We start from the raw sequence: 13859 nt of genomic DNA on the forward strand, positions 1-13859 counted from the left end.
AGGCCAGGTTTTCAATCTTAGCTACAGGTAAGGTCGATTGGTAGCCGTAGATGAAGCTAACAACGGCATTGTTTTTCAAGATATACTCGTTTAAGTTTCCGAAATTATCGTATTTGGTATAGTTTACATCTGCCACAGCCGTATGTGCTCCTTTAGTAAGAAATTCAAAAGAAGGCAACAGTCTATTATTAGGGAATAAACTATAGTCGAACCGTTTTACCGCCGTAAGTAAATTCTGATTATACACTTCGGTACGCAAGGGAGTTTCAACGAGGTTTTTAGCGATTAGTTGCGGTTTTATTGCTTCTGTATAGTCAGAATCGTTAACAAAAATGGTTTTTGTCCGAAGTTCTTGACCCAGAGAGTTAGATGTGGTAACTTGTTTTACTAAACGATTACCCGCATTATAACTAAAGCTCTGTTGGGTTGTAACTGGGTTTTGGTTGACACCTTCGTAGAAATATTCTGTTGTGGTTTGTGTGGTTAGTTTTGCCCAACCTTTTATTTCACGTGCGTAATTAAATCGAGTTCCAAGGTCGGGTTCCACTACTTCAGCGGGATCTCCAACATAACAAGGCTTATTCATATTTCCTTCTTCTACGCATCCCGTTTGAGCCATTTCTTTGAATTGACTATACGACTGAAAAAACTGAAAGGCAGGGTGAACACTGTACATTTCATCATAGTCACCAAACATATTTAAACCCAGAAGTAGCTCTTCCTGCTCAAAATCGTAACCGTATTCAACCTTTTTCAAGAGCTTACTCGAATTTTCAAAATGTTTTTCTGAAAGAAGTAAACCGCGCTTATAATCGTAATTTAATTTTTTTTGATTTAAAGCGGCAATTCCGACCAATAGATCGGGATAGTCGGTTGCATTGGTATAAGTAAATACGGATCTGCCTAGGTCGGTCTGATAAACAGTAACGTTTTTATAACCCACGAACCCACCTTTGGTATTACCACTGTCATTGAGGGCACTCGTAGAAATCGAATTGTAAGTTACTGTAAAACCACCTGCCGCGGAGGCACCGCCAGAAGTAGGCTGTTGTGTACAGTAGAGTAAAGGGAGTCTTTTTTGCCGAGTTTGTCTGAAGATTGGTAATGAAACTAATGCTCCACTTGATCGCTTGCTATTGTTTTCGTCTTGATAGTCATAGCTTTTTGTAATAACAGGTGTTTGGCTGTTTATTTCATTAAAATATGCTATTTCTTTTACTCGAATACCGCCGCCATAGAGAAATTCAAAAGGTATTCCCGTTGCTGGTACGTTAGGGCTTGATAAGCCAACTTTTTTGTTTTTGTGATGTGCCGTAATTTTTGCCTGAGCGCCATTGGAAAAATTCAATCCCATGTTTAAAACTTCAAACTTAACGGTATAATTACCGGGAGGTAAGGTACGTTCGGCGGTTGTTATAGGATTTTCTCCATCAAAATCTAGAATTGTGGCTGTTGGAGTTGTTTCATTATTTTTGAACAATTTGTATTGCCATGCTACATTGGTATGGTTTCCGAAGTTGTTGTTAATTTCAAAGTAAACGTCTTGCTCTTGGTATAGCGTAAAAAAACTAACAGCAGTGGGGCTTGCAGGTAACGGGATGGTCTTAGGTGTTGTAAAGTAATCCCAATTGTTTGGATTTGCATCGAAATTATCGAGTACCTCGGTACCAATCGCAGAGTACGTATTTGGTTCAAATTCTAGTTTTATTTTTCCATCGGTTGGTAAAATGATTTCTTCTAGACTGAATGTAGCTGCTAAAAGGTCATCAGTTTCTTTATCGAACGTGTTTGTGCCCAGAATTCGGCAGTCTTTTAAATATCCCCAGTAGTCGGAGTGTGGTGTATCTAATGTTTGAGGAATTTCTTTGTACCGAAATTCCCTAAACCGTATGGATTCTCCTTGAACACCATTTCTTAGAGTAATATTGCGTAGAAATAGTTTTTTTACTACCGCGTCTATATACGTGTAAGAAAAGTCATAGGTACTAATTAGTGAAGAATCTGCTGCTTTAATATCAATCTTGTCTAAAAATACGCAGTTTTCTGGGGTTACGATATTTTCGTCTTCACGCCCTAAAGTATACGTGAATTCTATTGATCCTTTTCTAACAATATTTATCTTCTTTACTTTTTTAGCTTCGTATAGATTGCTTGATTTTGTTGTCTCAATAGTCGGTAAAATACTTGTATAATTTATGGGAGTATAGATTACAAAACAATCAGTTACAAATTGGTTAAACCAGTTTTCTACAATTTGATCATGACTGGTTATAGTGTTTCTTGTCGTAGCGCCAACTTTGGGTTCTTCTTGAGCCGCAGCTTCATACTCTAAAGTAGCCAAAACTTGACCGGCTTCGTTTTCAACTCGTGAAAGGTAAAAGGTACTTGGACAGGTGAAGTTGATGCTATATCCTAAGTTACTTACGTTGTTCTGATAAGTTCGTGTATAAAATGTGCTGGATGTGACATTTTCTACAATATCAAAAATGTATCTATTTCCGTAAGTGTCTACTATTGTGAAACCAGTTGGTGTGTATGAAGGTGGTGTGGTGGAATTTCCATTTTGCCCTTCACCGTCATAGTGATTTATTACTTTTAAGTTACTGTGTTCCAAGAGCACCACATGTAGTATTCCCTGCGCATTTTTTTTAATAATGAACCTTCCTGTGTAATTACCGAAATTAAACTGCCAGAGGTCGTGCTTCGTATCGTATTTTCCTTTTGCAGTGGTCTCCCACAAAAATTGTTGCACATTATCGGGCATGTTCGCATTTGGTGCAAATAGAAATGCATTTAGATTGGAAAAAGGCTCAGTAGAGGTAAGGTAGTTTATAGTATTTGAAAAATTCACGGTTGAGCTATACGGATCCGATCGGTATATACCGTACTTCTGCATCGGTTTTGCCATTTCATCCGGTACATCTTGCACGACTCGTGAAACACAGCCCCCAGCTTTTAAGCTCCAACCTAAACCTACTTCTGTTGCTACATCGCTTTGCTTAATGTTACCGGTGTGATAACTTAAAGAAACAGGGAAGCTAAAGTTCGAGGTAGCATCTTGGTGATTAAAAATAGGTACGTCAATAGATGGGACACCCGTATAATTTGAAACAGGTATTTCTTCATATTTCATCAGCGCACTAACTGATGGAGATGGCGGTATGAAAGCGTCGGTTCTTTCATTAGTGCTGCTAGCGCCGGGTTGTGCAAACCCAAAAAAGGCTGTAAATAGTAAAACTATAGCTGGTAATTTCATATTTCAGTACTTGCTTAATTCAAAATTATCTTCACACTTCCTGTTCCTTTATTAGTAGCTACTTCTACCACATAAATCCCTGCGGGGTATTTTCCGATGGCAATGGGTATGGTTTGTTCGGTAACAGCAAACGTATCGAGCAAACGTCCGCTAATATCGAACACACTTAGCGTGCCTTTTTCGTAAGGGAAGCCAACTACAATGTTGGTTTGATCGGTTGTGGGGTTCGGAAATGCTTCTAAACTTTTGCGCGCTTCCTCTTTCTTTTGTTTGTCTTTTAGCTTGACAATCCAGTAATCTTTGCCGCCCAAGTTTTCGGATTTATCGCCCGATGCGGGTAGCTTTTTCTTGCCTTCGTCGCCGAGTAATTTGTTTTTATACCCGTTTCCTCCAGCAGAGCCTCCTGCGCCAACAAGCTGGTCGGAAAGCCCACCGAGTTTAATTGGACTGTCGTCTTTTAAGCCTACCGCATCTTTAACGCCCGTTGTAAGCGCATCGGCTTGTTTTTTGTACGCATCGTTAATGTCGGCACGTGCTTGGTCGAACTCCGAGTTGAGTTCGTTGTTGAGCGTTTGGGCGCCGTGCAGCTGCTGGCTGTCGTTGGTAATGCCGTTTTTCTTTAAAACACTTTTTTTCTTTTTCTTTTGTACCGGCGTTCCATCGGCTGTTCCTACCAAAACGTAGCCGCCGTCGCGGGTTTCGATAACCTTGGTAAGCATATCGACCCCTTCACTGCCTACGATTTTACTCCAAAGTTCCTCGCCCGAAGCATCGAGCTTTAATGCAATGAAATCGCCGTTGAAAGCGCTATCTACTTGCGCGTTCGATCCGCTGTATCCGCCGATCAAGAGCGTACCATCCGGATTTTCAACCACCGATTTCAGCACGTCGGTTTCCGAGAAGTTATAGGTTTTTTGCCAACGCTCGGTACCGAATTCGTCTAGTTTAATCAACCAAAAGTCGTTGCCGCTGCCGTTGCTCACCTTTTTTGTCTTGCCGGATGCCGAGGCTGAGGTTCCTGCTAGAATAATTCCTTTGTCTTGGCAGTTTACCACTACTTGAAGTTGGTCGTCTTTATCGCCGCCGTACGTTTTTTGCCATTCTAGCGTGCCGTTTTTGTCGAGTTTTAAAACCCAATAATCTGATCCTACGGCGCCGGAAGTTTCGGTTTTATCGCCAGAAGCAGGCGAGTTGGAGTAACCGCCAATTACAAAACCACCGTCGGTAGTTGCCGTTGCCGCCGTAAGTTGGTCGTTGTATTTGCCGCCGTAGGTTTTTTGCCACAGCACTTCGCCGCTCGAATCGATACGCAGCAACCAATAATCCATACCTCCTTGTGCGGCTGTTTTGCTGAATGGGTTTGGTGTTGTAGCCGATTCGGCGCTTGAATTCGAGGAGCCAGCCAGCAGAAACTCGCCGTTGGGAAGTACCAGAATACTGCTTAGTTCATCTTGTCCTTTACCGCCGTAGGTTTGCTCCCAAAGTTGGTTTCCGTATGCGTCGAGTTTTACAATCCAAAAATCGTTGCCGCCGTAACGTTTGCTGCCCGTTGCTTCAGCGGGGTTTCCAAAACTATTGTTAGAGGTTCCGCCGAGGATAAAACCGCCGTCGCGAGTATTTCTAACCACTTTGAGCACGTCGGAGTTTAGCGAGCCGTAACTTTTTTGCCATACGAGTTGGCCTTGCTCGTCCATTTTACACAACCAGTAGTCGAGGTCGCCCAGACCGTCGGTTTTTTTATTACCTGATTTTTCGGAAAGCGAACTTCCGGCGAGCAGAAAACCGTAATCGGCTGTGGCTTGAATGTCGAATAAATACTCGGCTTGCCTACCGCCAAACGATTTCTCCCATTGAATGTCTTGGCTGAAAGCCGCTAACGGTAACAGCGGTAAAATGTATCGGAGCATACGTTTTGGGTTATTAATTGGTTGGGATTAAAAGTAGAGAAAAAATGACTGTAAAAACGGCTCAAACAACCGTTAATGATTTTATAACACAAATATTTCAAAAATTGATTTACAATTAATTGTGTTTTTTTAATCCATTTTTTTGCAAAGCCTTGTGTTTACTGTAAAAATTCGGTTGTTACCAGGTCGTAACAGTTAGCGCGTTGTATAAATTTTTAACAAAATAAATGTTGTTTGTTGGAGAATTAACAGTCGAAAAGCACTTAGTGATTGACACGTGGATTTTAAGTTTTCGGGTATCGTTTTGTCTTTGTTACAGGCATTGTTTTGTTTGCATATTGGTCGATTAGAACTTGGATTTGTTCTCGGGTTTAAATCGGCGCGAAGAACCTGAACGCAATTTTGGTCACGTATGCCCGCGGCCGTGATTGCAGTGGAAATAAAGTTGCGGCAATGGCCTGTGTTTGCGTTGCTGGGAAAGCGACCAGCGGAAGCTTTGCCGGTAACTGCAAAAACGGCTGTTGCAAAGCTTTATTGAAACGGAAAGCGCGAAATGCCGCCCAAATAAGAAGCCTAGAACGGCGTGGTTGTGTATTGCTCGGTGAAGTTTGGGGCAAAAAAAAAGACTGCATCTGGAGATACAGTCTTTTTAAATTTAAAAATGGTGTTTTTTACTTTTTGATCAGCTTTTGTGTTTGTGACTTGCCGTCGGAAGTGATTTTAACCACGTAAGTTCCTGTAGGTAAGCTTCGAACATCGATTGTTGTTGTGGTTGCATTAACCTCTTTAACAATTAATTCTTGACCGATTAAATTGTAAACACGCACGTTTTGCATGGCGTTTGAAGCGCTTATTTGCAATAGGTCGTTCGCTGGATTCGGTGCCATTTTGAACGTATCGTTTACGGGCACATCTACGCCAAGAACGGTTTCTACGTTAAAATCGTCGACACCTAAGGCGTACGAGCTAAATCCTGCGGTTGTGATACCTTCGATGATGAAGTACACGGTAGATTGCCCGTTTACCGATGCAGGAATTGGCGCAATGTAGTTGTAAAAACCGGTACTTGGAACGGTAGGCTCGGCAGACGAAATCGAGAATTGTTCGAAAATTAACTCTGCGCCTTCTATACTTGGAACTGTGTTAACGTAGATGTTATATTTATCGGCTTCGTCGGCCAGATTATGTCTGTGTAACCACACATTAAGCTGTGTTTCTTCGGTAATATTTGCGAAGTCGTACGGACGCGAGTACAAGTATGCGGTTGAATTCTGATAGTTTTTAAACGCGATACGTGTTCCTGAGTGCGTAGTGGTGATATCGCCGAATTGCGGAGTTAGACCTTCCCAGTTGTTGTCTCCAGAAACTAATTCGGCAGTCCAACACGTTGGTAGCTCAGTTCCTGTAGTTCCTTCGAAGTCTTCTACTTCTTCTTCGCTATATACTGCTGGAATACACTGTGTTTCGAATTCGAACGGTCCGATCCACGCCCCAAAGTCGTTATTTGGACAAACCGAGCGTACATATACGAAGTATTCTGTGCCTGGTTCTAGGTTAGTGATAGTAGCTGACGTATCATTAAGAACTTCACTAGGCGTTACTGTGTCTGGGTCGGTATTGTCGTCTGTTGTAACCGCATATTGCCAGTTTGTTTCGCTACCTCCAGCTGTCCATGCAATATCTGCTGTTGTGGTAGTTGAAGGTCCGTTTGATACAATTTCGGTAACATCTGGGCAGGTTGGAGCAACTTCGTAGCGCACATCGTCTATGTAGATCGATTGAAAAATTCCTGTTGCGTTGTGTCTGAAGCCGAAATACGTATCGGTTGTTGAGGTATCGAAATTTACAGCAAATTCTTGCGGGATATCGCTTGTAATTGGCACATCGGCAATTACCGTATAGTTTGCTTCGCTAGTATTGCTGTCGAGTGTTACGATTTGCACTGAACCTTGACCGAAAGCGAAGAATTTCACTCTATAGGAGTTACTTGCTAGCGTAGACAAATTCGGGCTAACGAGTACAATATCATTTTCAGTTGTGGTCGAGTTGTCGTTGTATAGCTGCACGGAATTTGGCTCAGAAGAACCTGTAACAAAGGATACGGTGTTCACGTTTGCAAAGTTTGAAATTGAAGGTCCACGAAGAATTCTTGTCCAACAATCGGGTAGGGCAGGTGTGGTAACATCGTCAAAATCCTCTGAAAATTCGGCAACAGCTTCGCAGGCAGTTCGGATGTTAAGTGGACCAATCCAAGCTCCAAGTTCGTTAGCGCTGCAATACGATCTGATCCAAACACGATAAGGTGTATTTGCGGTTAAATCGGGAATCACGGCCTCGGTTGCATTAACAAGTGCAGGAGTTAAGCTGTTTGGATTTGTCTCGGTATTGCTGCCGATAACATATTGCCAATTGGTTTCGTTTCCTTGGCTTGTCCAAATTACCGTTGCGGTGGTTGTGGTAGTTGAAGCAAGGGCTAATTCGATAACATCGGGGCAATTTGGAATTGTTTCCCAGGTAATGTCGTCTAAAAAGATAGAGGAGAACAGTGATGGGTTGCTCATGCGGAAAGCTACGTGACGATCGGTTCCTGTGTAGCTGTCGTAATTTACTACAAACTCTGCGCTGTTATTTGTAACGGGTATCGATTCGATCAGGTTGAAAACTGCTGTATTGAGTGAATTATCAACCGTTCCTACTTCAATACTACCCGAACCTCTTGCTCTAAACTTGATGCGGTTGGTTCCTTGGCTAAGGTTCGATAAAGTAGGTGAAACCAGAATAATATCGTCTCCGTTTGTGGTTGCAGAATTACTGTTGTAGAGTTCAACTGAATTTGGCAATGAACCGGCTGGTTGGAACGAAGTAATGCTTATGCTTGAAAATTCTGAAATGGTCGGACCTCTTCGGATACCTCTCCAGCAAGCAGGTAGTGATTGCGAGCTGTCGAAGTTTTCGCTGAATGCTGCAATTGGTTCACAATCGGTTCTTACTTCGAGTGGGCCAATCCAAGCTCCAAGGTCGGTTGCAGAGCAGTACGAACGGATCCAGATGAAGTAACGTGTATCTGCATTTAGACCTGCGAAAGTTCCCGAGGTAGAGTCAAAATTTGCTGGCGTTAATTGGTTTGGATTGGTATTCGCAGTTGTACTAATTACACCTTGCCAGGTAGTTTCTGTACCTTGCGAACTCCATGAAATGATGGCACTAGATTCAGAAATACCTACGGCAGCGAGTTCAATTACATCTGGACAGCTTGGAATGGCTTCCCAAACGATGTTATCAAGAAAAGCCTCTTCAAAAGTAAAGCTTGCTTGCAGGCGAAATGCGATAAAATTATCTGTGTTAGTAACCGAACTGAAGTCGACAACATATTCGGTCATGTTATTAGTCAATTCAAATGCTTGGACTTCGGTAAAAGTTCCGGTATTTGAATTGTTGTCTAAGGTGCCTACTTGAATGTTTGCGGTACCTTCAGCGAAGAATTTAACTCTATGTGTTCCTGCGCCAGCATTTGAAAGTGGTGGAGACACTAAAATGATGTCGCTGTTATTAATATTTGCATTTGATTGATTTAAACGAACCGAAACTGGTGCTGAAACGGTCGAATTATAATCGACTGCTCCAACTGAAGAAAAGGTAATGTTGTCGCCGCGAATAATTTTGCTCCAACAAGCGGGTAATTCTCCGATTTCTGCAGTATCGAAATTCTCGCTGACGAAATCGCTGTTTTCGCAGTTTGTTGTAAAAGGTACTGCAAGTGTCCACGGACTGAAATCACCGTCGCAACTTGAGCGAACGTAAAATTCGTACTCGGTACTTAACGTTAAGTTACTTACAGTATAGTTATTTTCGGTAACCACCGTTCCGTTTTGCGAGCTTTCAGGAGCGGCAGCGGTTGCTAATTGTACAAGTACTTCCCATTGCGTTTCGGAGCCACCGGTATTCCATGTAAATGAAGCGGTAGTTGTTCCAATAGCTGATGTAGCAACATTGGTTGGTGGTGCGCAGGCTAAGAGCGCCTGAATAGTGGTAATGTGGCAGCTGTTTTGCGTAGTGCACGATTCGTCTTCGGAATAATGTGCGCGAATGGTTGACACGGGAATTGCCGAGACGGTTAATGGCGACGGTCCGGAGGCAATTACTTCATTAGAGGAATCGGTAATTGTAATGTACTTGTCTACGCCATTGCGTACACAGGTGAATACGTAATCCGTTCCGATTGATAGATTGGATACGGCAGCATACTCCGAGGTATAATTACAGGATGAAATTTCCTGTACGAGCCCCAAGTTATTAGAAACTATCGGATCGGCAGGGAACTGATTCGGATTGATGCATTGCGCTATTGCTCCATAACTACAGAGCAGCAGCAAAAAGATCGTAATTTTCTTCATAGTACTTTAAGTTTTACATTCCTACGAAGTTACTGTTTCCACCTAATCTAAACGAGGCAAAAGAGATATATCACAAAAAAGTAGGATTACTATCTTTTTCTAACGAAAAAACCTACCACTTTTGGTGATAGGTTTTTGATAAACAACTTAATTAAAAACTACTGCTTGATAAACTTCTTTGTAGTGTTTGCTTTATTGCTGAATAGCTGCACGAAATATGCGCCTGTTGCGAGTTGCGAAACATCGATTTGTGCGCTGTTGCCTGTATTTTTCTTTTCAAATACAACCTGACCTAATTGGTTTAAGATTTTTACTGCTTCGATATTCTCGGAGGCCGATACATTTAGAAGTGTTGTCGCCGGATTTGGGAAAACGCGTACAGATCCTTCGAAATTTGGAGCATCTACATTTAAAGTTTCAGCGAATTGAACTATAAAGTTTTCAACTCCCAAACCTTCGGAAGTATCGCTATCTACTGTAATTCCTTCAATCATCACATAAACACTTTCCATTCCGTTCATCTGTGCTGGGATGTCGAATTTATAATTGTAGAAGCCAGAAGCACTAACTACGGGTTCAATACTGTTTCTCGAGTGAATAGTACCGATTAACATAGCTCCGTCCATGCTTCTTTCGGTGTTCACATAAACATTGTACATGTCGCTCTCGTGGGCATTTTCATGTCTGTGTAGGTAAACGTCGACTTCTGTGGCTTGTGTGATATCGGTATAATCAATCGGTGCGGCGAATAATACTGCAGAGCTAGCCGAAGGTTGTTTGTAAGCGATCGTACTTCCTGAGTAGGCTTCGGCAATACTTCCATCACCAGTAGGTTCGTACATCTGCCATTGGGTGTCTCCTTCATACACGGCAGCCGACCAGCAGTAAGGCATAGCGCCGTTTTCATAATCAAATCCTTCTTCTGAAATTTCTTCAATATTTGAAGTCGCACAATCTGTATTTGCGATAATCGGACCAATCCAAACGCCACTTCCCGCAGCGCAAGTTGACTTAATCCAAATGTAGTAAACCGTTAAAGGCTCTAAATTTTCTAGTTCGATGCTGTTTTCAGAAGTCGGATAATAAGTTGAAAGCAGATTTGGATCTGTATTTGGAACGGTGCTGTAAACAACCACACCTCCATCATTGTTATTTCCTTCCCACGCTAGTGAAATATCATCGTCGTCGAAATCAACAATAGAAACGTTGTAAATATCGTCGCAAGCTGGAATTGGCTCGTAGTAAATGTCGTCGAGCGCCACGTAATTGTAGATGTCGCCACCTTCTAATTTAAAACCAATGTATTCATCAGTCGTAGGTGTATCGAATACTACCGAATATGTGTAGTTGTTATACTCAGTGAACTGAAAAGTCTGTACCGGAGTAAATGTAGCATCGGCATTGTTTGAGCTTAGGGTACCCACTACTAAAGTAGCATTTCCGAAGGCGGAGAATCGAACGCGGTATTGGCCTGAATTTAATGTACTTACGCGTGGCGAAACTAAGGTTATGTTTGAGTTGGAATCGATTGTGGAACCGTCACCGAATAGATATACAAGTTGAAGGTTTGCTTGGTTTTGTCCATAGTAATACGTTTGAATACTGCTGTATGGCGAAACATTTGGACCGCTTACAATTCCTGTCCAACAGTTTGGTAGTTGTGGAGTAATTACCGCTTCGAACGTTTCGATAAATCCTTCTACAGTTTCGCAACTTGTGTAGAATGTAAAGGCTTCCGACCATACGCCGAGTTGATTTTCGCCGCAGCTGCTTCTCACAAAAACCTTGTAAGCTGTATTTGCTTGTAGATTAGTGACGATGCCCGAATTTGTTTCAAATGTTACTGGTGTTGCGCCTTCTGGCGAATTAGCTGTGGTTACCACAACTTCGTAGGCTACAGCTCCGGAAACCTCGTTAAAATTAATTTGAGCTTGGTTTGTGCTTACATTGCTTGCGCTGATACCTGTAACATCCGGACAAGCAGGAATGGCTTCGTAGGAAATATCGTCCAATACGATATACGAATATGCGATCTCCGCCGCTATTTTAAACGCGATGTTAGCATCGGTTGAAGCACTTGCGGCAAAATTGTACGTAATGGTTTGTACGTTTTCATTTAAATCGAAAGTTTGCAAGGCAGTGAATACGGCATTGTCGCCAGAACCACTAATGGTTCCTAAAATTACATCGCCGGTTCCAAACGCTTTGAATTTGACTCGGTTCGTTCCTGTGTTCAAATTAGTTACCGCAGGCGACACTAAAATAACGTCTAGATTTTCTATCAGATAATCTTGGTATAAATAGGCGCTATTTTGCTCGGTAGTATTACTGAAATTAGTAATGTAAATTCCTGAATACGATGAAGCGGGTTGGTTTCTTACTATGCCTCTCCAACAGTTAGGTAATTCGTATGCTCCAGTGAATTGCTCGTAAAATGTCGCTACAGCAGCACAGTTGGTAGTGGCAGTTGTAGCAGCCGACCAATATCCTACTTCTTCTTCGCCACAACGGGTGCGGATCCAGAAATTATAGGTTGTATTTGGTTCTAAAGAATTGATTTCAAATGGATTTGCAGTTGTGTTTACGATAGCTCCTTGATTTGGATCGTTTGTAGAACTAACGGCATAAGAAATATCGTAGGATGCAGCTGCGGGGATATTTTGGAAGGAAATCGTTGCCGAATTGGTTCCGGTTGCAGTTACTTCGGCTGCAGCAATGTCCGGACAAGCGGGGTTCTGTTCCCAAACTACATCATCAACAAAAACAGGATCATAACTTCCGTTGCCTGTTAAACGGATTCCGATGTACGTATCACTACCAACATAATTTGAAAAATCAACAGTGTAGTATGCCATAACATCGGTAGGCGTAATTGTTTGAAGCGGTGTGAATACTGCATCTAAAGTATTGCTGTCTAGTGTGCCCACTTGTAAGCTCTGACTTCCGCGTGCAGCAAATCTCAAACGGTAATTTTCGTTTATGTTAGAAAGGGGAGGAGTTACCAAGATTAAATCGGCATTCGATAAGTTGGAACCATCTGCATAAAACTGAACGGCAGTTGTTCCCGAAGTTGTTGGGTAAGCGTAGTTAGCAGTGATACTGGCATGTCCGGTTAGTCCGTCGCCACGTCGGATAGCCTGCCAGCAGTTAGGCAACGTGTAATACGATTGTTCGAAAGTTTCATTTAATGAAGTAAACGAATCACACGGCGTGTAAAAATAAGGTGAAATGTTAATTGGTCCTGTTTCATCTTCGCAAACCGAACGAACCGCAAACTGATACAGTGTTCCTGCTGTTAAGTTAGTTGCCGTATAGGATGTTCCGGTTACGGGAATGGGAAGTATGCTGTCGGGTTGTGGATTTTGGTTATCCATATTAACAACATAAACTTCAAAATTATTGGTGTCTTGTGGCGCTGTCCATGTTAATTCTGCGCTTGAACTCGATAAAACAGTTGCATTTAAATTCGTTGGCGGCATGCAAGATAACACCGCTTGCACAAACGTATCAGCACAGTTTGTCTCTACACCACACGTTTCGTCTTCAGAATAATGTACACGAATTTCCGAATAAGGAATATTTTGTACAGTAAGTGGTGAAATACCGTGTGCAATCACTTCGTTAGCCACAGAGGTTACAGTGATGTATTTTGCACTTCCGTTTTGGTTACAGGTAAAAATGTAACCGATGTTAGGAGCCACATTCATAAGATAGGCGAACTCCATAGTCCAAGTACAATTTGATATATACTCCTGCGCGCCACTGTTTTGCAATATTACTGGCGACCATGGATATTGGCTGTTGTTAATGCACTGACCTACAGAAGCGGTTGTGCTAAAAAACAGTACCATAGCAATTAAGCGTACTAGTGATTTCATGCGTTTTTCGTTTTTGGTTCGATTGTAAGATAATGGCGAAATTGAAAGGTTGCGTCTGTAATTTTAATAAATGTTTAAAATTAATTAAAAAATGTTAAACGAATCTTAAATTATAAATAAAAGACAGTACAATAGAAACATTATCAACTAGTTGTGACTTTTTTATTGTTTTAGGGAAAGTTTTATTACTGCCTTGTTTCCGTCGTACGCAGTGTTCTCGGCACTTTCGTAGTAGTCAATTCTTTTCCTTAGCATATGTTTAATTTCTGTAAGCACTTTCAGAATAGCATTTCCATTTATCTAGATGACTAGTCAACCTTTATGGTCGGCATAAAAAAATCCTCAAAATCAATAATATCTATGTATTAGTGAGTTTGAGGATAACTAGATGAAACGTGAGAATCCTTATATCTGTTTCGGCGTT

The 13859-nt window shown here is 41.8% G+C and carries 4 protein-coding genes; all 4 read right to left on the reverse strand.

Annotated elements, in window-relative coordinates:
- Positions 1–3256: hypothetical protein (locus tag ACOVQQ_RS00655; protein WP_421816507.1), on the reverse strand; the 3256-nt coding region annotated here is incomplete at its 3' end.
- A 14-nt stretch (positions 3257–3270) separates the two neighbouring features.
- Positions 3271–5163, reverse strand: a complete 1893-nt coding sequence (locus tag ACOVQQ_RS00660; RefSeq protein ID WP_421816508.1) for a T9SS type A sorting domain-containing protein — start codon at positions 5161–5163, stop codon at positions 3271–3273.
- A 671-nt stretch (positions 5164–5834) separates the two neighbouring features.
- Positions 5835–9557 (reverse strand): fibronectin type III domain-containing protein, encoded by a 3723-nt coding sequence (locus ACOVQQ_RS00665; protein WP_421816509.1) that lies wholly within the window; start codon positions 9555–9557, stop codon positions 5835–5837.
- 158 nt (positions 9558–9715) lie between these two features.
- Positions 9716–13435, reverse strand: coding sequence for a fibronectin type III domain-containing protein (locus ACOVQQ_RS00670; protein WP_421816510.1), 3720 nt, complete (start codon positions 13433–13435; stop codon positions 9716–9718).
- Between the last annotated feature and the right edge of the window lie 424 nt (positions 13436–13859).

This window comes from Flavobacterium sp. (assembly GCF_049240005.1).
Classification (GTDB): domain Bacteria; phylum Bacteroidota; class Bacteroidia; order Flavobacteriales; family Flavobacteriaceae; genus Flavobacterium.